This is a genomic window from Sulfurovum sp. TSL1 (genome assembly GCF_019972135.1).
In the GTDB taxonomy this organism is placed as follows: Bacteria; Campylobacterota; Campylobacteria; order Campylobacterales; family Sulfurovaceae; genus Sulfurovum.
This window is the reverse complement of sequence record NZ_BPFI01000001.1, coordinates 239,980-261,992: the sequence shown is the minus strand read 5'-3', so window position 1 is coordinate 261,992 and position 22,013 is coordinate 239,980. Positions and strand designations below refer to the sequence as shown.

Annotated in this window: 25 protein-coding genes; 4 read left to right on the top strand and 21 right to left on the bottom strand. The window is 38.8% G+C overall.

Annotated features, from left to right (window positions below):
• Window positions 1–80: 80 nt before the first annotated feature.
• The 7 genes from LDM98_RS01310 to trxC all read right to left on the bottom strand — a co-directional run bounded on the left by LDM98_RS01310 (window position 81) and on the right by trxC (window position 3,909).
• Complete coding sequence (locus LDM98_RS01310) at window positions 81–377, bottom strand: c-type cytochrome (protein WP_223897445.1); 297 nt, start codon at window positions 375–377, stop codon at window positions 81–83.
• Window positions 378–464: 87 nt separating this feature from the next.
• Window positions 465–782: a cytochrome C gene (locus LDM98_RS01305; RefSeq protein ID WP_223897444.1), complete on the bottom strand. Its 318-nt coding sequence runs from the start codon at window positions 780–782 to the stop codon at window positions 465–467.
• A 117-nt stretch (window positions 783–899) separates the two neighbouring features.
• On the bottom strand, window positions 900–1,223 hold the full coding sequence (locus LDM98_RS01300) for a hypothetical protein (RefSeq protein WP_223897442.1): 324 nt from the start codon (window positions 1,221–1,223) through the stop codon (window positions 900–902).
• Between the two features lie 115 nt (window positions 1,224–1,338).
• The gene (locus tag LDM98_RS01295; RefSeq protein WP_223897440.1) at window positions 1,339–1,671 is read right to left on the bottom strand and encodes a hypothetical protein; all 333 of its coding nucleotides are present in this window, start codon (window positions 1,669–1,671) and stop codon (window positions 1,339–1,341) included.
• Window positions 1,665–2,855 carry a HAMP domain-containing sensor histidine kinase gene (locus LDM98_RS01290; RefSeq protein WP_223897438.1) on the bottom strand — a complete coding sequence of 397 codons (1,191 nt, stop codon included), beginning with the start codon at window positions 2,853–2,855 and terminating at the stop codon, window positions 1,665–1,667. The genes LDM98_RS01295 and LDM98_RS01290 overlap by 7 nt, the downstream gene beginning before the upstream one ends.
• Window positions 2,809–3,480 (bottom strand): response regulator transcription factor, encoded by a 672-nt coding sequence (locus LDM98_RS01285; RefSeq protein WP_223897436.1) that lies wholly within the window; start codon window positions 3,478–3,480, stop codon window positions 2,809–2,811. The genes LDM98_RS01290 and LDM98_RS01285 overlap by 47 nt, the downstream gene beginning before the upstream one ends.
• On the bottom strand, window positions 3,481–3,909 hold the full coding sequence (trxC, locus tag LDM98_RS01280) for a thioredoxin TrxC (protein WP_223897435.1): 429 nt from the start codon (window positions 3,907–3,909) through the stop codon (window positions 3,481–3,483).
• Between the two features lie 125 nt (window positions 3,910–4,034).
• On the opposite strand from trxC, the gene msrA reads away from it, so the two are divergent.
• Window positions 4,035–4,559: a peptide-methionine (S)-S-oxide reductase MsrA gene (msrA, locus tag LDM98_RS01275; protein ID WP_223897434.1), complete on the top strand. Its 525-nt coding sequence runs from the start codon at window positions 4,035–4,037 to the stop codon at window positions 4,557–4,559.
• Here the strand turns inward: msrA and LDM98_RS01270 are convergent, their stop codons facing one another.
• From LDM98_RS01270 to LDM98_RS01260, 3 genes are read right to left on the bottom strand one after another with little or no spacing between them, the layout of a single operon-like run.
• Window positions 4,560–4,760, bottom strand: coding sequence for a hypothetical protein (locus LDM98_RS01270; RefSeq protein ID WP_223897433.1), 201 nt, complete (start codon window positions 4,758–4,760; stop codon window positions 4,560–4,562).
• A gap of 9 nt (window positions 4,761–4,769) precedes the next feature.
• Window positions 4,770–5,048 carry an acylphosphatase gene (locus LDM98_RS01265; protein ID WP_223897432.1) on the bottom strand — a complete coding sequence of 93 codons (279 nt, stop codon included), beginning with the start codon at window positions 5,046–5,048 and terminating at the stop codon, window positions 4,770–4,772.
• The gene (locus LDM98_RS01260; protein WP_223897431.1) at window positions 5,035–5,445 is read right to left on the bottom strand and encodes a hypothetical protein; all 411 of its coding nucleotides are present in this window, start codon (window positions 5,443–5,445) and stop codon (window positions 5,035–5,037) included. Before LDM98_RS01260 ends, LDM98_RS01265 begins: the two co-directional genes overlap by 14 nt.
• A 110-nt stretch (window positions 5,446–5,555) precedes the next feature.
• Between LDM98_RS01260 and LDM98_RS01255 the strand changes: the two genes are divergently transcribed.
• Complete coding sequence (locus tag LDM98_RS01255) at window positions 5,556–6,341, top strand: sulfite exporter TauE/SafE family protein (protein WP_223897428.1); 786 nt, start codon at window positions 5,556–5,558, stop codon at window positions 6,339–6,341.
• A 3-nt stretch (window positions 6,342–6,344) separates the two neighbouring features.
• On the opposite strand, the gene LDM98_RS01250 is transcribed toward LDM98_RS01255, so the two are convergent.
• Entirely contained in the window at window positions 6,345–7,454 is a 1,110-nt protein-coding gene (locus LDM98_RS01250; protein WP_223897426.1) for a M48 family metallopeptidase, read from the bottom strand.
• 4 nt (window positions 7,455–7,458) lie between these two features.
• The gene (locus LDM98_RS01245) at window positions 7,459–8,628 is read right to left on the bottom strand and encodes a YjgN family protein (RefSeq protein ID WP_223897424.1); all 1,170 of its coding nucleotides are present in this window, start codon (window positions 8,626–8,628) and stop codon (window positions 7,459–7,461) included.
• Between the two features lie 143 nt (window positions 8,629–8,771).
• Here LDM98_RS01245 and truD point away from each other — a divergent pair, with 143 nt between their 5' ends.
• The gene (gene truD, locus LDM98_RS01240) at window positions 8,772–9,863 is read left to right on the top strand and encodes a tRNA pseudouridine(13) synthase TruD (RefSeq protein WP_223897422.1); all 1,092 of its coding nucleotides are present in this window, start codon (window positions 8,772–8,774) and stop codon (window positions 9,861–9,863) included.
• A gap of 140 nt (window positions 9,864–10,003) precedes the next feature.
• Window positions 10,004–10,345, top strand: coding sequence for a hypothetical protein (locus tag LDM98_RS01235; RefSeq protein ID WP_223897421.1), 342 nt, complete (start codon window positions 10,004–10,006; stop codon window positions 10,343–10,345).
• Window positions 10,346–10,421: 76 nt separating this feature from the next.
• On the opposite strand, the gene LDM98_RS01230 is transcribed toward LDM98_RS01235, so the two are convergent.
• The 9 genes from LDM98_RS01230 to LDM98_RS01190 form a co-directional block, all read right to left on the bottom strand.
• Complete coding sequence (locus tag LDM98_RS01230; protein ID WP_223897419.1) at window positions 10,422–11,750, bottom strand: DEAD/DEAH box helicase; 1,329 nt, start codon at window positions 11,748–11,750, stop codon at window positions 10,422–10,424.
• 8 nt (window positions 11,751–11,758) lie between these two features.
• Complete coding sequence (locus LDM98_RS01225) at window positions 11,759–12,811, bottom strand: CNNM domain-containing protein (RefSeq protein WP_223897417.1); 1,053 nt, start codon at window positions 12,809–12,811, stop codon at window positions 11,759–11,761.
• A 16-nt stretch (window positions 12,812–12,827) separates the two neighbouring features.
• Window positions 12,828–14,156 carry a magnesium transporter gene (gene mgtE, locus LDM98_RS01220; RefSeq protein ID WP_223897416.1) on the bottom strand — a complete coding sequence of 443 codons (1,329 nt, stop codon included), beginning with the start codon at window positions 14,154–14,156 and terminating at the stop codon, window positions 12,828–12,830.
• 135 nt (window positions 14,157–14,291) lie between these two features.
• Complete coding sequence (locus LDM98_RS01215; protein WP_223897414.1) at window positions 14,292–14,480, bottom strand: DUF2892 domain-containing protein; 189 nt, start codon at window positions 14,478–14,480, stop codon at window positions 14,292–14,294.
• Between the two features lie 135 nt (window positions 14,481–14,615).
• Entirely contained in the window at window positions 14,616–15,977 is a 1,362-nt protein-coding gene (locus LDM98_RS01210) for a TolC family protein (protein ID WP_223897412.1), read from the bottom strand.
• Window positions 15,977–17,248, bottom strand: coding sequence for an HlyD family secretion protein (locus LDM98_RS01205; protein WP_223897409.1), 1,272 nt, complete (start codon window positions 17,246–17,248; stop codon window positions 15,977–15,979). The genes LDM98_RS01210 and LDM98_RS01205 overlap by 1 nt, the downstream gene beginning before the upstream one ends.
• Window positions 17,241–18,200 carry an ABC transporter ATP-binding protein gene (locus LDM98_RS01200; RefSeq protein ID WP_223897408.1) on the bottom strand — a complete coding sequence of 320 codons (960 nt, stop codon included), beginning with the start codon at window positions 18,198–18,200 and terminating at the stop codon, window positions 17,241–17,243. Before LDM98_RS01200 ends, LDM98_RS01205 begins: the two co-directional genes overlap by 8 nt.
• Before the next feature lie 93 nt (window positions 18,201–18,293).
• A complete protein-coding gene (locus LDM98_RS01195; protein WP_223897406.1) occupies window positions 18,294–19,985 on the bottom strand; it encodes a bifunctional UDP-sugar hydrolase/5'-nucleotidase in 1,692 nt (563 codons plus the stop codon).
• Between the two features lie 421 nt (window positions 19,986–20,406).
• Window positions 20,407–21,861, bottom strand: coding sequence for an acetyl/propionyl/methylcrotonyl-CoA carboxylase subunit alpha (locus tag LDM98_RS01190; RefSeq protein ID WP_223897404.1), 1,455 nt, complete (start codon window positions 21,859–21,861; stop codon window positions 20,407–20,409).
• Window positions 21,862–22,013 lie beyond the last annotated feature (152 nt).

The following is a 22,013-nucleotide window of genomic DNA, read 5'->3' as shown; positions in this document are numbered from 1 at the left end:
GAATAATAAAAGAGGGATTTTAAAAAGAGTGTAAGAGCATTCAAAAGCCAAAAGGCTTCTGAATGTAAAGTGTATAAAATTTATTTCATTGCTGCGATGTAATCTGCAACAGCTTTGATCGTCGCATCATCCATAGAAGCTACTTGACCTTTCATAAGACCACCCATGCCATATTGGTTAAGTGTACCTGCTTTATAACCGTTAAGTTGCTCAACTGTTTTTGCAGCATCTTGACCTTTGATCACAGCAGATTTACCTAGAGCAGCTTTTTCTCCGTTTGCACCATGACAACCAACACATTTAGCGTAAGCAGCAGCACCATCAGCCATAAGTAATGTAGATCCAGCAAATAACATCGCGATTGCAATTTTTTTCATTTTAATTCCTTTAAGTTTATTTATTTCATATAAAGAAGGTCCGCTCAAAGCGGACCTTCCACCTCTATTTTTTTTAAGATACATACCTTAACAAGACGGTACGTTACCTGAATCGCTTGCATATTCATATGCAAAATCATATACATCTGGAATATATTTTGCTTTGAATTTTTTTACTTTTGGACAAATTTTCTTGATTTCATCCTCAAATTTACCAGCTTCATGGATCGCTTCCCACTCATCTTGCGTATGTGATTGTGCAAACTTAACACCATTGAATCCACAAGGAGCTTTAAGCTTCTTAAGATAAATTTTTTGACCTTTTTTCACATCTGCAGATGCAGTTGATGAAAGTAATGTCATACCAAGTAAAGCAGCAACTGCTAATTTAGTTGTAGTCTTCATATGTAATCCTTTTTATTTTTAGGTAAAAGTATAATAGCATGTAATTGTGAAAATATTGTGAAGTGTGTGAAAGAAGAAGCAGAAGGTTAACAACTGCTTCAAGAAGTTACATTTGGTTTAACACTTTGGAACGTGCGATCCGCCTTCACCATACTCATAAGTAAACTCATACAGATGTTTCCACCATGATTTTTTAATTTTATTTAAAGGTAATTTAGGACAAATTTTTTTCATTTCTGCTGAGAATTCACCATCATCATAGATCTCTTCCCACTCATCCTGATTATGGTGTCTTGCAAATCTCACACCTGAGAATCCACAGTATTTTCTCACCTTTTTCTTGTATATTTTTTGACCTTTTTTTACACTCGCTGATGCGACTGTAGGCGTACTAACCATTGCAAATGCAACAAGACTAAGTACAGTGACTATTCTTTTCATTTCATTCTTCCTTTAATTTATAATATAACCTTATCCAAAGTTATTGTAACTACTTCAACTTATTAAAAACCTTAAACTTATTGCAATAGATATCTAAAGCTTTGTCAATGTGTAACTATTTCAACTTGTTAAACACCTTATATTTATCCCAATAGATATCCAAAGCTTCATCGATTTCACTATCACTCAATGTACTTTTTTCTTTAATACCATACGTGTCTATAAAGAGGTCAGACATCACAGAGATCTCTTTTAAAGGGTATTTCAAATAGTGTTTCAGTCCGGCTTTCACATTTTCTTCACCGCTGTACACAAGCAGGTAACGCATAAACATACGCTGTAAAGATGTAGGTAGCTCTTTATGGCACTCCACACAGTGACGTTCATACGCATCCTGAGCAAATACACCTGAAAACAGGACGAAACATAATATGATAGACTTTACCATCGTAACACCATTTTTGTACCCTCTCCTTCTTTTGACTCAACCTCTATTGAGATATGATATTCATCCACTATTTTTTTCACGATGCTCAGACCGATACCAAAACCGCCTTCACTGCTGTTGAATCTCATATAGCGATCAAACATAAAAGGTATTTTTTCTTCATTGATACCTATACCTGTATCCGAGATAACCAACAACCCTTCTCTCGATTTTATGCCTATGGTACCGTTACGTTTGTTATATTTGATCGCATTGGATATCAGGTTGTCTATCACTCTGGTAAATTTACGTCTATCCATTATAATAGTCGCCTCTTCCAGATCCAGATCACACGCTATATGTTTTGACTGTGCCAAAACAGAGAAATACTCTACCCTGTTATGGATCAGTTCTTTGATCTCAATCTCTTCATCGTGGTTCTCTTTCTCTTCTTCCAACATGAGATACGTGAGATCTTTGTAGAGAACTGAAACCGTTTTGGCTGCAATGTTGATGCGTGCCAGTTTGGTCTTATTTTTCTCTACCATTACATCGGTATCCATCATCTCTATGTTAGCCAGTATCGCAGAGAGCGGTGTATTGAGTTCATGCGTCGTATCTTTAATAAACCTGTCTAAGAGTACAATGGAATCCCGCATTGGCTTTAAAAACAGTTTAGCAAGATAGAGTCCAAAGAGCATAAAAAAGATAAAAACAGCCATACCGTAAGTGATGATATTTGTCCATATCTCCCCTCTCCATGCACCGCTGTCCTCTACTTCTATGATAAGGTATTTGGTCCCCAGATAAAACTCATCCAGCATTTTCACTAAATGTATATGACTATTCGTAATATATATCTCTTCTGCATCAAAACGCACATTTTCATCTTCCAGTAATGAAAATATTTTCATATGTTCCAAGTCATAAATAGCTGATCTGAAACGGGGATCACGAGGATATTCTGTTCTTTCAGGAAAAAAATGATGCAGTACTTTAAGTCTTCTTGTCTGGATATAGGCATACTTTGTCAACATCGCCCGCTGGTCAGAAAGCATCAGTTTTTCCTGACTTTGATAATAAAACAGTGATAACAGTGTGATCAGAAATATGACCATGGCCACATAGAGTGTCAAAAATCTCAAAAGAGATTTTTTCTCACTTCTCAGCAGTGAATTTGTAGCCTTGTTTTTTAATACTGACAATTCTTTCCTTACCTATGATTTTACGAAGATTTTTGATATACGTACGGAGTGCCGTATCACTAGGTTCTTCATCAAAATCCCATAAATGTTTATAGATGCGTTCATGAACAATGACCTCATCCTCATTTTTCATAAAGAGTTTAAGAAGCAGAGACTCTTTATGTCCCAAAGATACCGTTTTACCGTTGATGATCAGTTCATTATTTTTGATATCATAAGCAATATCTTTTGCAATCTTTATCAACTCTTTAGACTCATGATAAAAAGCTCGTTTAAGCAGTGTCTCCACACGTATCTGTAGTTCTTTGAGCGCAAACGGTTTCCGTATGTAGTCATCACATCCGCTCTCGAATCCTTTTTCCAGATCATCCAGCGAATCCAAAGAAGTGATAAAAATAGCCGGTGCCACCACATCATTCTCTCTGGCTTCTTTGAGAAGTTCAAAGCCATTCATACCTGGCGTATTGACATCCAAAAGAAGCAGGTCATACTTGCTCTCATACAATTTTTCCTGTGCCTCATATCCATCATAGACATTTACCACATCATGACCCTTGTCTTCCAGAAATTCTGTGACCGTTTCATTCAGGTTGGCATCATCTTCCAACAATAATATTTTACTCATCTAGAGATACTGCCTTACCCAGCTTTGCAGTCTACCGGTATCTAAAGCACCACTCACTCTATTCACTTCTTTTCCGTTTTTAAATACGATCAGCGTAGGGATGCTCTGTATACCGTACTGCGTACCCAAAGCCTGCTGTTCATCCGTATTGACTTTGAGAAACTGTGCCTGAAGCGGCATGGCCAAAGCGACTTCTTCAAAAGCAGGAGCCATCTGCAGACAGGGACCACACCAAGGGGCCCAAAAGTCAACCACAACAGGCACATCCGAGTTTGCAATAAAAGTACCTAACTTGTCTGCATCGACAGAGACAGGTGCACTCTTAAGTAAAGAATTCTTACAACCCCCACAGTTGGCTTTACTATATGATGTTTTCTTAGGTATACGATTCACCTTAAAACAATGGGGACATACAACATTAATATTCATAAGAAAACCCCTTATTTAGATTAATTTTTAATTTCTTAGGTATTATAGCGTATAAAATAAATATAAATTAAACAAGCACATTGCCCCATACGCATTGTAGTTTTAGAGAAATAAAAGGATAGATAATGCAACGAGAACTTATAGTCGGTGGTGGTTGTTTCTGGTGTACGGAAGCAGTCTTTGAATTGCTTAAAGGTGTCAGTGACGTAGAGAGTGGGTACGCGAACGGGCATACGCCTAATCCGACGTACAGAGATATCTGTACTGGTGACACAGGATACGCAGAGGTGATTAAGATCACGTATGATGACAGCATCATCACAGTAGACACGTTACTGGAGATCTTTTTTCTGATACATGACCCTACCACACTCAACCGACAAGGCGCAGACAGAGGCACACAGTACAGATCGACCATCCTCTATACCGATGAAGAGACCAAAGAAGCTGCCGAAGCGGCGATGGCAGCAGCACAAGCAGAGTATAAAGACCCTATTGTCACGATCATAGAACCTTTAGAGTCTTATTATACAGCAGAGGCCTACCATCAGGACTATTACCGTCAAAACACTATGCAGGGGTACTGTATGGCAGTTATTCCGCCGAAGCTGGCAAAACTCAAAGAGAAGTTTGGCAAAGAGATGGCGTAGTTACTTGCCACTTAGAGGGTTGTCACTGCGTTTTTTGACCTTCCTCTCCTGTTCTTCACTGATATTCGGAGTAGAGAACTCTACTTTTCCAGCGATGATGCATCCTTTGCATCCGGGTTCACAATGATGATGCAGTTTTAAACACCACTCCTTATCATCACCTTTTGTTCCCATAAATTGACATCCCCAACCACTACTCATTTGACACTCCTACTTATATCGTATCTCAAAACCGTCGGTTCTAAAGTCTGCATCATGAATGATCTCATAACGTATATCCTCTACAGAACTAGTTGGTGATCCTTCGTTCAAAATAGACATAAACGTATCAAAATCATCATCAAATACTTCAGCGACGACTTCAACTGTACCATCATCAAGGTTCTGTATGTAGCCTTTGAATTGTTTCTTCATCATGGACTGAGAAACAAACTTTCGATAAAATACACCCTGTACTTTACCAAAAATAATAAATCTATACCACTCCATATTCGTCCTTAAGGCCCTGTAAAAATTCAATAATACGCTGTTGGAACAGGGTATCCTCCTCACTGTCCATACATTCATGCAGTTGCATTAGAAGCCCCATATCTATCTTTGATGTAAAACGAGGTACCTCTTTGGTCTCATTTTTGACCAACATAACAAGATGCTCAAAATCCAGCCCGTTGTTGGTTACAATTTTTGTATGGTATTCATTGACCATATCGATGAGCAGTTCTGCTCTTTCCTGATCATCACTATAAATGCTATGTGCGATCTCTTTCAATTTTTGTTTTTCACATTCACAGATCTCGCCGTTCGCTGAGACCATAAGGGTGAGGATCTTTGCTCTGTATTCTAAAGAACTGTGATGGTATACAAGTAATTCTCTAAACATTTTCATAAAATTACGTTTTAAAAATTTAAACACGATACTGCCCTTATGATTTATTAACACTATTTTAACAAAATAATACTATAGTTTTATCACTATTTACAAAAGAGGCTATCTCCATGGGCAATATAGATTTAATTATTATCTTAACAACCGCTTTTTTAGGAAGTGTTGGACATTGTATTGGTATGTGTGGCGGGATCGTTGTTGCATACTCTTCTACAAAAATAGATCAAAGAACAAGTTATCTGCAACAAACAGCTGCACACTTGGCCTATAACTTTGGACGTGTCACGACCTATGCGATCTTGGGTGCTCTATTTGGCTATGTGGGGCAAGTGGTCGCCTTTACACCTACTACCAAAGGGATACTTTTTCTCATCACAGGTATGCTGATGATACTCGCAGGTCTTTCTCTTATAGGAAATCTCAAATTTCTGAATTCTGCTGAATGGTCTGTTTCCAAATATGCCTGGTATCAAAACAGCTTTAGAGCACTCATGTCGGACAAATCCTATCTTAGCTTTTATCTTTTGGGATTGCTCAATGGTATCATCCCTTGTGGACTTGTCTACTCTTTTGCTATTTTTGCGGCAAGTACCGCTGATCCCATTTCCGGTGCTTTGGTGATGGCGACATTCGGGCTGGCGACCATCCCCGCACTTTTCTTTTTAGGCTTCCTCACAAAGATCTTACAAAAAGGCTCCCTCCGAGGTACCATGATGAAGCTGGCTTCTCTCTTTGTTATTCTCTATGGGGGGATCACACTTTACAAAGGCTACAACTTCATCGCACATCCGCAAATGATGAAAGAAAGAATGGATAAAATGCATGAAGGAAGTACCGATGGTACACTGACAGGACAATTTAACGGTATGAAATGTGCGCCCGGTAAATGCGGTTGAATCTTATTGGGACTCTAAAGCTATTTCACAGGTAGTCAACCCTTGTTTGAAACATTCACTGTACTGTTGTGCTATCTTGACACGCGCTTGGGTAGTAGGATGAGAAGAAACATAATCCAAAATATCCTCATCGGACTCTTTGCCCTTTTTATCATGTTTGCTTGATCTCTCCATATAGGACATCATACGATTCATGATATCTGAAAATGCCATAGGATCGATCTTTTCAGTAAGCATCTGCTCAAATGCATAGCGATCTGCTTCAGATTCATGACCACGTGAATAGCTGCTGCTTACGAGCAGTGAACCTAACCCAACTCCCATATCTGCCAATCCATTACTGTCTCCGACTATCATCATCGCAGCCACTGTGATAAATGTGCTCTCTATCACCATCTTTAAAGTATGACGATGTACGACATGTCCCATTTCATGCAGTAGTACAGCATCAATTTCATCTTTATTTTTTGATAACTCTACAAATTTATCTGTTAAGATAATATCTCCTGAAGGCAATGCCAATGCATTAGGTATACTTACGTTTCCATCACGCCATAAACGAAAATGCACTCTGTAATTTATCTCTTTGTCTTCACTTAACGGAACTAATTTAGATGTAAAATGTCGGCGTATCTCTTCCATTTTAGCTTGAGAGATCTGACTCTTTTCAAATAGATACGTATCAAGAAACTCTAAAGTATGGCTGGCTATGATCTCATTGGTTTCATGAGGCAACATATAGGCTATCTTTGTACTGCTCCATGGCACACCCCATTTAAAAAATCCAAATGCAGTCAATGCCGTGATAACAAGTGCGACGAAAACCCATCTTATCTTCGACTCCAGAGTATGGATAAAGCCGTTACTTAACAACTGTGTTTTAAAGGTATGATCGATAAAGTCATTCTCTTTTGTAGCGAAGATGGAGCCATCTTCAAGTGTGATCTTCCGCTCTGTGTTCCCCAGCCTGTTACCGACATTCAATACAGTTAATTTGCCTTCATAGACAGCGCCGTTTGCTATCTTGATCACATAGGTAGTGTCAGATGTTGTAGCAAGTGTCGCATCCAGAGATGCTGCACTTCCCGGTGCATACCACTTGCCCTGTATCATATTTCTAAAATCCCAGTCCTACATCTACATCAAAGGCATCACCTATCTGTTCTCCCAGTGATGACGATTCATTTTGTCTTTGTGTCATATATTGGTCAAATCCTGCATTAGTATGCACTTGTGTATTTTCCAACATGACCCTTGCAACCCTTACTTTCGCCCATGGCATAGCAAGACCCAATGTTGCGATCACAGCCAAAAAGTTTGTGATCATGACCCACGCAAATTGCTTGGCTTTGAGTGTAGAACCAAAGGAAATTTCATCATCCAAAGTCGTATTTTTATACACATAGCTACGTTGTCTTGTCATAGCATATGCCATAATGAACATGGATGCAAGGATCATCCCCAGGTAGGCTAATCCTATGATAGGCATGATAGCAGCCATCTTCGCCTGCATCATTTGAGGATCATTGGCTGCCTCTTGGATAGAAACAAGTGTTTCAAGTCCTACCGTTGCATAGACCAAAGCTCCTATGATCAATGTTGTGACAACCATCGTCAATAGTGCGATACCTACTGTTTTGACCATAATGTTCATAAACTCTTTTGTCTTAATATTTGTTTGAAATATGCCTTGTCCATAACGTGAAAGGTTGATGAAATATTCAGTATTTTTCTTTTTTATGAACGAAACGGCAAACACAATGAACGTTAAAAATACAATAACTGAGATCAAAGATGTTAGCCCCATACCCAATACAGGCATCAATACATCCACACCAACCACCAATACTACATAACCGATCATTAAAAGAGCAGGATATACGAAGAAGTTCATATAAGAATCACGAAGTTTACCTACAAAACCAAAACGCACATTGGAAAAACTTGTCATACGCATATTGAACATCATGCTTCTCCAAATGAGCCAAGGTATCGCTACAAATAAAGCACCGATCAAAATAACATTGCCTATAGGTGAAAGTTGCTGGATCACCACATAGGCAATAAAGAGACTCATTGCCACCAAAAAACCTATAAAGAGTTGTTTCCCTGTGGCATGATACTCGAAATTTCTACCATCCAGTATAGAGTTGGCATAAAAATAACGACGATTACGCACCTTCGCCCATGGATAGTAGAACCCCAGTGTCAATATAGTTAAAAGTACATTCACGATCCATATTTTGAAATACTCTCTCCCGCTTCCCTCAAATTTTAATGATTTCATCATTCATCCTCCCAAAAATTTTGTCCATAAGTCTATCATATATTAAATTATAATTTAAGTTTTAAACATAAAAAAGATCCAATAAGCATTTCAATTCATGATCATATCTCCTGATCACATCATTATTTCGCTATAATTTCTCCATGAATCACATTAAAACCTACGCCTATAACCATACCCCGCTCAAGTTTGACTTTAAACAGACCGTCGAACGTTTTTTTGTTGAGGAGATACCTCTTTATGCTTTTACCGGTACAGGAAATTTTCTCATACTCAAGATCAAAAAAACCGATATGAGCACATGGAAACTGGTTACGGTTCTTGCCAAAGCAACCGGTCTTCAAGAACGTGACATCGGCTATGCAGGCCTTAAAGATAAAAATGCCACTACCATCCAGTATATTTCACTTCCAAAAAAATATGAAAAAGAACTGAACAAGAACCTTACGACAGAGAAGATCGAGATACTGGAACGCACCTACAACAAAGCGCCTATCAAGATAGGGCACCTCAAAGGCAATCGCTTTTCCATCATCCTGCATGAACTTGCTGAAAATGAAGCAAAGTTCTTCAATACCACGGCGAAAAAAATGCAAGTTGACGGCATACCGAACTATTATGGTTACCAGCGCTTTGGTGAAGACAGCCGTTCCTATCTGCAGGGCAAAGAGATAGCCCACTCAGGGAAACGTCTCAAAGGGAGTAAAGAAAAACTGCTTGTGTCAGCCTACCAGAGCTACCTGTACAATAAATGGCTGGCTTCAAGGGTCAAGCTCTCTGCCATCGTAAGGGACAATAAAGCTGAAGAGGCGGCAAAAAAACTCCAATATCCTCTGGAACTGGTGAAAGTTTTGGCCAAGCAGCCTCAGTTTTTCAAACTCTTTCTCGGTGATGTCATCATGCCCTATCCTTATGGAAAAATTGATTATGTCAAAGAGATGCAGCAAAGTGCTCAAGCCTTCGAACAAAAGAAGATCTCACCTACCGGACTGCTATGTGGGGCCAATGCACTGAGGGCCAAAAGTGATGCCCACCATCTAGAAGAAGCCTATGATGATACGGAATTGAACAGTCTCAAAGGAGACAGACGTTTCGCATGGATCTGGCCTAAAGATGTAGAAACACATTATGAAAGTGATACTAAAAAGCTTACCGTTGAGTTTTATCTTCCTAAAGGTTCGTATGCTACTACATTTTTGGAAGAGATCGGGAAGTTTTCTTTAAAGGAAGTCTAAACTACATAGAATCACTAAATCAGATTTCAGAAAGTTCCGTTCTATGCTATGGTAAGTCTGGGCATTATTTATACAAAAATTCATATAAAACCATTACAATAAAAGCTATAATATTTCATCTAAAAAACAAGGAAGTAAGCATGCAATTTACATTTGGTGATTATACGATAAGAGCACATGAACTTGATCAGAAGCTCTCTGTTCAAGTAACGTCTGAGTTGGGTGAGGTACATTTGAACGATGATGATCAACGTACAAGCGACTTTCCCAATGAAATCTGTTTTTACATTAAGAATCCTGCCCATAAACCTGAAGCAAAAGGGCTGAAAAAATTTACTTTTGGTGACTATACTTTTATTTTGGGTATCAACTATGCAGGTGAACTTTTTCTTTTCCACAGCATACAACTCTATGTTGGAAAGAAACTCATAAATGGTAAAGATACATTGACCCTAGCGTTTTTGAAAGACCTTAAATCATAAAACGTCTTAAAATTCTTTTCGCGAAGACATAATATGTATCATTGCGCTGTGGAATACGAAGAACGGATCAGTAGAGTTATTTCCTGCCTTTCCCGCGTTTTTTATCCGTCTTTGGTTTAGCCGTATCAAATGCTTTAAAACCGTCACGTTTGGTTGTTTTACGTTTTTTGCTCTTCGGTGCAGTCGCTGTTTTGGATTTCTTTTTACCAAAAGCCCCATCTGTCTTTTTATGTTCATTGGGATTTTTACGTGCACCTTTTTGTTTAGGTATTTCCTTAGGTGCATACCCTTCCAATTTCTCTTGAGGAATGCGTTTACCCATAAGACGTTCTACCTCTTTAAGTGCTACCGTTTCCAGAGGAGATATGAGCGTAATGGCCAATCCTTTTGCTCCTGCCCTTCCCGTACGTCCTATACGGTGTATGTAGTCACCCGTGACGTGAGGGATATCATAGTTCATGACTACACCCAAGGCTGGGATGTCCAATCCCCGTGCTGCGATATCCGTCGCAACAAGTACACGCACTTTCCCTTCTTTGAAACCTTCGAGTGCCCTAGATCTCTCCCCAGAACTTTTACCTCCGTGAATGACCGCTGTTTCTAGCCCTGAGAGATTTAACTCTCTGCTCACTTCATCGGCTACTTCTTTTTTACGTGTGAAAACAAGTACCTGCTTATAATTGCGCGAACCTATCAGGTAGGAGAGCAGCTCAGTTTTCATTTCTTTCTCAACAGGGTAGACGATCTGCTCTACAGACTGTGCAGAAGTTCCCATACTGTCCACTTCTATGAGTTTGGGTTTTTGGAGTATCTGTTCTGCGAGTCTTTTTACAGATCCTGAAAGTGTCGCTGAGATCAGTACATTCTGGCGTTTATCCGGGAGGTACTGGAGTATCCTACTCACCTCATGGACAAAGCCCATATCCAGGATCGTATCTGCTTCATCCAACACTAAGTGTACCACACTTTCAAGATTGACATTTTTTTGGCCTATATGTTCCAGGAGACGTCCGCTTGTAGCAACGATAATGTCTACTCCTGCTTTCAGTCTGTTCGCCTGTGATGTCAAATTTGCTCCACCATAGAGCACCATACTTTTTAAAGGAAGGTACTTTCCATACGCTTCTATACTTGCATGCACCTGTTTGGCGAGTTCACGTGTAGGCACCAAAATAACAGCCTTAGGGTAATGGTGTCCTTCAACAAAACTTTTACTGAGCTCTTGGAGTATAGGAAGAGAAAATCCTGCTGTCTTCCCTGTACCCGTCTGTGCACCGGCCATAATGTCCCGACCCGTGAACATAGCGGGGATCAGTGCTTTTTGGATAGGCGTGGCAGACTCATAGCCTTTCTCATTCAGTGCTTTTAATATCTCCGAAGATAATCCAAGTGTTGCTAATGACAAAACAAGCCTTACTCTTCTTCGTTAGAAATACTCTCTAACCTACGCTTTAAACGCATCTTCTGTTTTGCCACTTCTCTCATGTCCGCATCACTGTCACTCTCATCAACGATTTCTACACCGAGGATCGTCTCTACACAGTCTTCAAGTGTTACGATACCCTCAGTCTGATCATAGTTGTCAAGGACAAGAAACATATGCTCTTTTTTCTTAATGAACAGATCAAGCGCTTTAGATACAGGCAGGTTTTCTGAGATCTTAAAAATGTCTTTTTGTATCGTACTTAACGCTACAGTACCATCTTTTAAACCTTGTTTAAAGATCTTTTTAGTCATGACTATACCGGTAATATTTTCAATGCTCTCATCGTAGACAGGTACCCTTGAAAATTTAAATATCGCTGGTTCACTCTCCACAATATCTTTAATGCTTCTATTTCCATCTAAAGCGAAAACAACCGTTCTAGGCGTTAATATATCTTTGATCTTTATCTTATCAAGAAGCAGGATATTTTCAATCACATCAGATTCTTGCTCTTTAAGCAGCCCCTCATCTTCACTATGCAAGGTACTCTGAATGAGTTCTTCTTTCGTCAAACTGGTGGTATCAACACCTCTGCTTATACGATTGGTCACAAAGAGTGTTAAAATGATAATAGGGTACGTTATCCAAATGAAAAAATGAATCACATACGCTGCCACAGGTGATAAAGCTTTCCAGTACACTGCACCTATGGTTTTAGGAATGATCTCAGACAAAAAAAGAATAGCAAACGTCAAGGCAATCGATACATAAAAGACCGCACCCACTCCATAAATACTTTCAGCTTGTGCCCCCACAGCAGCTGCACCTAAAGTGTTGGCAATCGTATTCAGGATCAAAATAGAAGATAAAGATTTATTTATATTAATTTTATGTCCTCTTAAAAGTCTTCCTGCGATGGGACGCTCTTTTTCAAGCACTGAAACATAGGCCATATTAACAGAGAGTAAAACAGATTCTAAAATTGAACAGATGAAGGATATCATCACTGCCAAAGTGAAATAGAGAATTAACAATTCCATTTATGTAAATTTACCTTTATAATAATATCAGGGTCGCTAGACCCAGGAACGAAAAGAAGCCTACAACATCCGTCACCGTTGTCAATACCACAGTACTTCCAATAGCCGGATCGACTTCCATTTTTTTGAGTAACAATGGCACCATAGCACCAAACAAACCTGCACTCAACAAATTGATGACCATCGAGAGTGCTATAACAATACCAAGCATCCCTTTGTCAAACCATATGGAGGCTATTATACCCATGATTATAGCAAAAAGGAAACCATTTGCAAGCGAGAGTATGATTTCTTTCTTTATCGTACGAAAGGCATCATGCTGGGCAATGTCACCAAGCGCGAGTTGACGCACAACAACCGTAAGGCTTTGTGTCCCTGCATTACCCCCCATCGAAGCCACGATAGGCATCAAAATAGCCAAAGCGACAATACTTTGAAGGGTATCCTCAAAAAGACCTATGACCAGAGAGGCGATAATGGCTGTGATCAGATTCACCCCCAACCATACGGCACGTGATTTACCTGCTTTAAAAATATCTTCATCTTCTTCGGCATCATCATTCACCCCTGCCAAGTGGTACATTTGATCTGTCGCCTGTTCATTGATAATGTCATAAATGTCATCAGAAGTGATACGCCCAAGAAGTATACCATCCTCATCAATAATAGGCATAGACGATAGATCGTACTCTTGAAACTTCTGTACGATATCACTGATATCGTCAGAATCATATCCCATAATAGGTTTATATTTTTCAGGGTTTTCGTTAATATTCTCTGCCAGTGTTCGATCAAAATTAAAGACCAGAAGATGGTCTAATCCTATACCGTAGCGAAGATGATGCTTTTCATCCGTTACAAAAAGATAGTTCACATTCTCAAGTTCATCATTGCGTCTTAATTTCGCAAATTGTCTGATCACATCATGTACAGTATCATGCAAGTTCGCTGTATAGACTTCCACTTGCATATACGCACCCGCGATATCATCATCATACTGCTTCAGCTTTAAAATATCTGCCTGGTCATCTTCATCCAACTGGCTAAATACTGCTTTGGCGATGCCTTTATCCACCTCTTCAAGCTCTTGCATGAAGTCTGTCTGATCATCACTTTCCAGTTCAGCGACCGAATCTGCGATTTCTTTTGTGGTAAACGACTCAACAATATCTTCAAAATATCTGTCCGGAAGTTCCAGTGCAACATCTGCGATCAGCTCTCTAGGAATGGCCTTTAATGCTTCATGAAAACTTTTCTCATTGAGATCTTTGAGAATATTAGCTAGCTCAGAAGGATGCAGTTCATCATGAGGATGGTCTTTTAAATATTGTGTGATTTTATCCATAGACAGTACCTTTGAAGCGTTGTATTGTGAAATTATACTTTATTAACCAAGTAGAATGGTTGAATTACGAAAAGAGTGCTAACGTAATAGCGTTACAATGACGTATAAACCAGGTGAGGTAGGTCCTCACCTGGTTTATTTCACCGGTGTATCACACTTTTTCGTGGCGATACAGGCCGGACAAAAATTTGTAAGCCCAGCAATAAGCGGGACCACGCCAAGATAGAACCATGCATTTCCTGAGTATGCACCGTAACCGATAAGTGCCAACCCTACCACAATCCTGATAGGTCTACATGTGGCTCTCCATTTATTTATATCCATAGTATTTCCTTTGATATATTTCTTGATATTGTAATATAAATAACTTAAGATTATATAATAGAGAAGGTATACTAATAATTATGGACAATAAGATGGAGTTGATTCAGCTTAAAATATATTATGCATATCACACTTTTACAGTGTCATATACTCTCCCATCTCTTTTTTTATCTCCTGTTGTATCACCAGCGCATTGAGATGGTATTCCAATTGCTTTTTCTTGACTTCCAATGTTCTGATCTCACGTTGATTGATCTGAAACAGGTCACTTGAACCCACTTCATATTTTTTATTTTCAGCTTCTTCGAGCGATTCAACGATCTTTGTTTCCTTATCCCCCAATTCTATATTTTGATTGACAATATCCAATGCATACATTAAATTACTAAGATTTGTTTTCAGGTCTAACAGTAGTCTGTTTTTCTCTTCTTCAAGTTGATTCATACCTTTTTGTATCTCGATCATCTTTCCTTTATACGATCGTCTTTCTAATGGGATATCAAACTGCAGTCCCACTTTTATACCCTCTCCATAGTGTATATCATGCACGCCGTAGGCAAAAAGATTTAACTCGGGATACGCTGATACGCTATTATAGGCTGTGTCCAGGTCCAGTTTGCTTTGTTGGGACTCCAAGGCTTTGAGGTCTGGTCTTTGTTTTAATGCCTGACTGATCACATTGTGGAAAATGATCTTTTCCTTCTTTAGCATCTTTAGTGGGGGGAGCACATATCTCAGATCAAACTCTTTTTTAGAGAGGTTCAGATACTTTAAAAATGTCTGTAATGCCTGGGTATAACTGTTTTTTGTTCTGAGAACTCTCTGTTCACGATTAATGATCTGCTGTTTTGATTCAAGTATAGCGATATCCGAAAGGTCTCCGGTTCGTACTCTTTTCTCAATAAAACGATTCCTTTTTGTCGCTTTATGCAAGAGACTTTTCTCAAGCTTCAGGACCTCACTATAGTAGAGGAGTTGGTAATATGAAGTGACGATATGCGTATAGAGATTTCTTAAATTGTTTTGTGATTCAAATGCCGACCTGGTAGCATTTATTCTGGCGGAATCAAGCGTATATTTACGTTCGTTCATATCGTTCAAAACTGAAAATACCGGTACTTTCACTCCCAGCCGTAATTCCCCTTCACTACCGGTTTTGATATTGTTATACTCTTGAACCCCTTCAGCTTTTCTGTACCCTACAATAAATTCCGTACCGTTTTCTGTCGGCTTGCTCAAAGAGATATCAGAAAATTCGCCTGTACTTATCGGGTATTCTTTTTTATCGTACGCTACGGAGAGCTTCGTATCAAAGCCTCCCTGTGCTGATCCAATACGCGCTGCATCAATATATTGTTGTCCCACTGCAGTGTATATATACGGGTTTTCTTCTGTCAGATAGTGTTTCATATGCTCCACGGTAAAAATTTCTTTGGAAAATGCATCATACGAACACATACAGAGATAGATACAGTATCTTAAAAATGTTTGTTTCATTATTTTTTCTCCGGCGTGACCATGTTCGCTGGGAATGCATTCATTAAGCGCCAAAGTTCATACCAGATCGGCACACTTGACAAGGCAACCCATGCAGTTGCACCTGTACCTACTCGAAGTTTTTCATGAGAGGGCCATGGTTCATTTGGATCTTCAACCACATAGGCATAGTAAGCACCTTTCTCATGCAAGACCGGGTCCACTCTCTTCACAATGCCTCCAAAGGTACCAAACCTTATCACCGGCCATCCGGGGATGTACAACACAGGCCATCCATAGAATCTGATCCTTACAGGCAGTCCCTCTTTCATCAAAGGCATATTGAAGTCTGAGACCTTTAACAACAGTGCACTGGTATTAACATCTGGAGAAAAACGTATGACAGGCTGCCCTTTTTTGATATACGTATTCTTGTCATTTTCCAAGATCCGCATGACAGAACCATCTTTTTGTGAGATCACCGATGATGTTTCATATCTGGCTATCTCTGTCAAATGTTTTTCATAGTCCCTTTTTAAAATATTTAAGCGTGTTTCCACTCCTAACATATTGTTTTCAAGTGTTCTTATCTGATTTCCTATTTCTTCCAGAAAATGTTGTTTTTCCTGTTGAATGATGGATAAATTTCGCTTCTGCACCTCTATATCAATTTCGATCTTCTCTAATGTTATTTTCGAATTGATATATTGATTCTCGGCTTTTTCATAATGCTTTTTTGATTCTATTTTTTGAACATAGAGTTGCTTGATCCTGGTAAAATGGTTGAAGAGAACCTCATAGTTCTTTTTTTCCGCCTGATATTTGAGCTGTAGACTTTTCAACTGTTCTTCTGCCTGAATATAATGTTTGTCATAGAGCTCTAAACGTATTTTTTTCTGATTCAGAAGACTGGTGTCTTTTTGTTTGAGGACAATGAGTTCATTTTCAATATTTTCATGCTGCTGTTCGAAATCCTCTTTCATTTTATACACACGTGTTTTGTAGTCTTTATCGGGGTCGATCATATTGAAAAGTTTCATTCCCTGCTGTACATGTTCGTTCTCAGAAACATAAAAGGTATCGATAAAACCATCAATAGGCGCCGAGATAGACTGTATTCTCTGGGTGGGATCATACGCGATCAGTGTGCCTTCACCCTGAACCGTCTGTCTCCAGGGTAAAAAAAGAATGACGATGAAAAAAAGTATGAGAACAAATGTAAAACGGCCGATACGATTTACAAAAGGATTGGTCTCAACAAGTTGCAATGCATCAAACTTAAATCTATCCATGTCTCTTATCCTCCAACCCTACTGACAACTTATTGACTTTATAGAGTCCTTCGATCATATCATAAATATAATCAAGCTGTTTTGCAAATCCTTTTAATGCGTAAGTAATAGAGGTCACAATAATTTCAGCGGCAACAAATTCCCCCAGCGGCAGACTGCCGTTAATAACAAGATAACCTCCTATGACCAGGAACATACTGAAAATGAATCCTTCTGCAAAAAAAGTAAATCCCAATTGTCTGATAATGATCTGAAATAACTTTTTCCTGGCCTGTACATACGTAGTTAAATAGGTATTAAACTTTGATAGCGTTTCATGTTCAGTACCTATTTCTTCATTGATATGCTGTAAAAAATAGATGGTACTATGTTTTGCATCCGAACGCTCCAATGCACTTTGTGCTGCATTGTGCCCAAGGAGAAACAACAGGATGATATAGATCGAAAAAAAGAGTGTTCCTGCAGCAAATAGAATCGGGTCAAATGCAAGTAACAAAAGAAGACTCACAACGATCTTGATCACAAGCCCCAAACCATCAAGTAACAGAATAGGAAAGAACTTTTGAATCGAGGTAATATCAAAAAAGTAGTTCATTAATTTTTTATGTTTAATTTCGGCATCATGATCTTCATGGTCTAGATTTATTGCTTTTGTCGCAATCTCTATGCCTTCTTGAAGAAAAACTTTCTGTTGAAACTTTTCAACAATATACCCTTTAAGCAATTGTAAAATAGTAATAAATACAAATAAAACAAGAACTATTGATCCCAGAATAACTAAAGACAGTGATGCATGTGCCAATACACTGTTGATAATAATAGCGGATGCGAGAGGAATAGATAAAACAAGAATTGCATCAATGATAGAGTAATACAATAAATGAAAAATATTTTTTCGATCTTCTTTAATGATTTTTTTTACATAATTGATAACAATATCATTAAGTTTCATATCATAGCCCCTTTTATCATTACTATCCTGTTTAGCAAATGTTTTCAAATTATAGCAGAACACAGGTATGTGTTCTGCTTGATTACCCATTGTCTAGGGCAGAGGTTGAATCTCTCTATTCCCATAATGTGGTTTACTAAGCGGTGCAATGATCTTAATACGATTGAGTTCCGGATTTGCATGTTGAACTTTTAAATACTCTTCAATCGCATCAGTTGCTTCGATGGCTTCCCCTTTATCATTTTTAACTGGCTCAACAGTGTCGCATATGACTTTGTTAATACGGTTTGGCTCCTCCTCATAGTTATAACCGGCAACGGTATATACCTTTTCAAGGTCTAACGGTAGATATTTACCTGTCTGTTTGTCGAGTACAGTAATGTTTGTTGCTCTTTCCCCTTTTTGGGCATTTGGCGTCAAATCATAGTGTAGGCCGCTCCATGCAAAAAGCCAGCCACCCTTCCAATCAGTAGCATCACCTGCCAGCGATCCATCTGCACTGTTTTCGATCACATTCTTTATAGTCTGACCTGTCATTTCTCCTTTTGCCAAGAACGGACCAATCGGGATATAATGATAGATGTCTTCACGGCGAATATTACCGGTTTTGATATGTGTTCCATATCTAAAACCGCGTAGTAATCCTATGTCTGCACCACTTTGTATTCTAAAAACATCTGTGATAAAGTCATGAGAACTTCCTTCAACAACTGCAGGCATCACACTGTCTGAAAAATTACTTCTATGAAGATCTACATCCGTTTTGCCAATTACAGTATTAATTGCACCCTTTAAATGACGTTTACTAAATGGATTGACATATTTTTTTGCGCTTGTTTCTTCAACAAATGGTGCACGTACTTGTTCAATCAGCGCTGTAATTTCTGCATCAGGCTTGATCTGTTCATCCACGATGTGAAATGTGAACTTGTGTCCAACAACTTTATGGTCTCTAAGCGTTACACTCATTTCACCCACACGCGTTCCATCCTGTCCCTCTTCAATCAAAACAGTCCCGTTTTTAAGCACTACCTCTCTTGGTGTCTCCTCATGCATGTCAGAGGAAAAAACGAAATCTACTCCCGGATATGCTTTGGACAACGCAATATTTTTAGCCAAACCCAGTTCTGACAAAACAATAAGCAGATCAACCTGGGGACGTAACTCTTGAACATACTTTTCAAATTCTGTATCTCCATTGGAAAATTTCAAACCGTTAGTTACACTTGAGCCCACGATCATGGGTCCACGTTCCGATGTAAACCCTAAAAATCCGACTTTGATCCCTTTTATAGTCTGAATATGATAAGGTTCTACAAGATGTGTACCGTCATCAGCATTATAGATATTTGCAATCAACGGATGCCAGTGTGATAAAGCATCTTTACCTACAAAAAGCTCTTTAAAACGCGCTTTCCCATAAAGCCAATCCCAGTTTCCCGGAGCATAATAATCAATACCAAAGGCATTAAGCACTTCTGTCATTGCTCCACCGCGTGTGTAGAGTGCTTCTGCCGATCCTTGTATCGTATCTCCTGTGTTTACCAGAACAAGCTGATCATCTTTTTCACGCATCTCTTTGATCAGCGTATAGACACGGGCGAGTCCGCCCTGTTTCATACCGTTGCCATCATCCCGGACATGTGCACGCGGAATCAAGTGTCCATGTATATCACCTATGTGCGCAAAATGAATGGTGATCTCATTTGATTTTTTCTGCACTGCAAATATAGCAGTCGGTGTGACTAGTGCCAATGCACAGATGGTCATGATCGTTTTTTTCATATTTTTCCTTCTAGATTACATTTTAAAGAACATCATTCTTATTTTTAAACCCTGATAAAGATCAAAGCTATACACCTATTCAGTTTACTTCTATTTCAACGGATCACTTTTAACATGATATCAATAAGTAAAACCCCTCATCTTTCTTTTCAGGATCTAAACCCAATGGGGTTCAAACTTTCACGATATGTTGTATAGATAACAACAATGAATTTTTTGAGAGAAGATGAAAGTCATCATAGTGTAAGTATGTAAAGAAAATGTAAACATTCTTAAGATCACTAAGTTGCTTACTTCATAACCAGCGTTCAACATGCATCCTAGTTTATATATGTATCAAAACAATACAATATAATAGTATATTTACTTAAGAATATTTTTATATGCATCAATGATGTAATTTATATGTAACATAAAGTGACTATATAAAGTCACCTTTTTTGGAAGTTAAACCCTTTTGCATCAGTTTTGAGATAAAAGAAGTAATACGTTTATCTTCTGTCGGTGCGATGGTATTGATCAGGGCAAAGTGTTCAACACGTTTGTCCAAAAATCCTGTATCAAATATACCTTTTTGGAAACTCTCATCACACACTACTTCTTTATGAAGTGGAATGTTGGTTGTAAGTCCTTCTATATAGTATTCATCTAAAGCTCTTTTGGCTTTTTTAACTACACCTTCCCAGTCTAATGCCCACACGATCAGTTTCCCTATCATAGAATCATAATTGGTCGGTATAGAGTATCCGCCATATACGCTTGTATCAAGCCTTACCCCCGGTCCACCCGGAGTTAAGTACTTTTCGATCGTTCCAAATGATGGCATAAAGTTGTTGAGCGGGTCCTCTGCGTTGATCCTGAACTCAATGGCATATCCTCTAAACACGATTTCTTCTTGTAAAAAATGAAGCTTGTCTCCCTCTGCGATCTGGATCATTCTTTGTACGATATCCACACCGGTGATGATCTCTGTGACCGGGTGTTCAACCTGAAGACGTGTATTCATTTCGATAAAGTAGATATTGTCTTTTGCATCGAGCAAAAATTCGATCGTCCCGACATTTTCATAGCCTAAACGATTCATCGCTCTGATAGCAATACGATAGAGCTCTTTTCGTGTAGCATCATTGAGGCTTGGTGAAGGGGCGATCTCGATGACTTTTTGATGACGTCTCTGGATCGAACAGTCTCTTTCTCCCAAATGCACGACGTTCCCATACTTGTCCGCAATGACCTGCACTTCAATATGTCGGGGATTGCTGACAAATTTTTCTATAAAGACATCACCGTTTCCAAAGAATTTTTTTGCTTCACTTGTTGCTGCCTCAAAAAGAGAATCGAACTGTTTTGCCTCATGCACAACACGCATTCCACGACCGCCACCGCCAAATGCGGCTTTGATGATAACCGGGAAACCTATCTCTTGAGAGATTCTTTGTGCTTCTTGTTTATCCGTGATAGGCGTAGTTGTACCTTCAAGCACAGGTACCCCGATCTCTTTCATGGCATTTTTTGAAGTAATTTTATCTCCAAAAAGTTCAATGTGTTCTGCCTTGGGTCCGATAAAAATAATACCGTTCTCATCACAGGCTCTTGCAAAGTCGGCACTTTCAGACAAAAAACCATATCCTGGATGGATAGCACTACACTTTAACTCTTTGGCGACCTTAATAATATTCTCATAATCCAGATAGACTTGCACAGGGTGTCCCTCTAACAAGACACTCTTATCTGCTTTCTGTACCCATGAGCCTTCACTATCAGCATCCGAATGTATAACTACACTGGTAATATCCAACTCTTTACATGCTCTGATGATACGTAGAGCAATTTCACCACGATTGGCTATTAAAATTTTTGATATTTTTTTACTCACTCGAATTCCTTCAATTTTATTTGCCAGTATTTTAAAGATTTTTAGATTTTATCTCTACACTATTTTTGTTCTATAAATTATCTATTTTTGATATTTAATTGTCTTTTTTTAACAGTATAGTTATCTAATATTGGTATTATCGTGTTATCAAA

What these genes read in the sequence shown, in the direction of transcription:
- LDM98_RS01310 (WP_223897445.1), bottom strand. Translation starts at nt 377, where the DNA reads ATGAAAAAAATTGCAATCGCGATGTTATTTGCTGGATCTACATTACTT.
- LDM98_RS01305 (WP_223897444.1), bottom strand. Translation starts at nt 782, where the DNA reads ATGAAGACTACAACTAAATTAGCAGTTGCTGCTTTACTTGGTATGACA.
- LDM98_RS01300 (WP_223897442.1), bottom strand. Translation starts at nt 1,223, where the DNA reads ATGAAAAGAATAGTCACTGTACTTAGTCTTGTTGCATTTGCAATGGTT.
- LDM98_RS01295 (WP_223897440.1), bottom strand. Translation starts at nt 1,671, where the DNA reads ATGGTAAAGTCTATCATATTATGTTTCGTCCTGTTTTCAGGTGTATTT.
- LDM98_RS01285 (WP_223897436.1), bottom strand. Translation starts at nt 3,480, where the DNA reads ATGAGTAAAATATTATTGTTGGAAGATGATGCCAACCTGAATGAAACG.
- trxC (WP_223897435.1), bottom strand. Translation starts at nt 3,909, where the DNA reads ATGAATATTAATGTTGTATGTCCCCATTGTTTTAAGGTGAATCGTATA.
- msrA (WP_223897434.1), top strand. Translation starts at nt 4,035, where the DNA reads ATGCAACGAGAACTTATAGTCGGTGGTGGTTGTTTCTGGTGTACGGAA.
- LDM98_RS01270 (WP_223897433.1), bottom strand. Translation starts at nt 4,760, where the DNA reads ATGAGTAGTGGTTGGGGATGTCAATTTATGGGAACAAAAGGTGATGAT.
- LDM98_RS01265 (WP_223897432.1), bottom strand. Translation starts at nt 5,048, where the DNA reads ATGGAGTGGTATAGATTTATTATTTTTGGTAAAGTACAGGGTGTATTT.
- LDM98_RS01260 (WP_223897431.1), bottom strand. Translation starts at nt 5,445, where the DNA reads ATGAAAATGTTTAGAGAATTACTTGTATACCATCACAGTTCTTTAGAA.
- LDM98_RS01255 (WP_223897428.1), top strand. Translation starts at nt 5,556, where the DNA reads ATGGGCAATATAGATTTAATTATTATCTTAACAACCGCTTTTTTAGGA.
- LDM98_RS01250 (WP_223897426.1), bottom strand. Translation starts at nt 7,454, where the DNA reads ATGATACAGGGCAAGTGGTATGCACCGGGAAGTGCAGCATCTCTGGAT.
- LDM98_RS01245 (WP_223897424.1), bottom strand. Translation starts at nt 8,628, where the DNA reads ATGAAATCATTAAAATTTGAGGGAAGCGGGAGAGAGTATTTCAAAATA.
- truD (WP_223897422.1), top strand. Translation starts at nt 8,772, where the DNA reads ATGAATCACATTAAAACCTACGCCTATAACCATACCCCGCTCAAGTTT.
- LDM98_RS01235 (WP_223897421.1), top strand. Translation starts at nt 10,004, where the DNA reads ATGCAATTTACATTTGGTGATTATACGATAAGAGCACATGAACTTGAT.
- LDM98_RS01225 (WP_223897417.1), bottom strand. Translation starts at nt 12,811, where the DNA reads ATGGAATTGTTAATTCTCTATTTCACTTTGGCAGTGATGATATCCTTC.
- mgtE (WP_223897416.1), bottom strand. Translation starts at nt 14,156, where the DNA reads ATGGATAAAATCACACAATATTTAAAAGACCATCCTCATGATGAACTG.
- LDM98_RS01215 (WP_223897414.1), bottom strand. Translation starts at nt 14,480, where the DNA reads ATGGATATAAATAAATGGAGAGCCACATGTAGACCTATCAGGATTGTG.
- LDM98_RS01210 (WP_223897412.1), bottom strand. Translation starts at nt 15,977, where the DNA reads ATGAAACAAACATTTTTAAGATACTGTATCTATCTCTGTATGTGTTCG.
- LDM98_RS01205 (WP_223897409.1), bottom strand. Translation starts at nt 17,248, where the DNA reads ATGGATAGATTTAAGTTTGATGCATTGCAACTTGTTGAGACCAATCCT.
- LDM98_RS01200 (WP_223897408.1), bottom strand. Translation starts at nt 18,200, where the DNA reads ATGAAACTTAATGATATTGTTATCAATTATGTAAAAAAAATCATTAAA.
- LDM98_RS01195 (WP_223897406.1), bottom strand. Translation starts at nt 19,985, where the DNA reads ATGAAAAAAACGATCATGACCATCTGTGCATTGGCACTAGTCACACCG.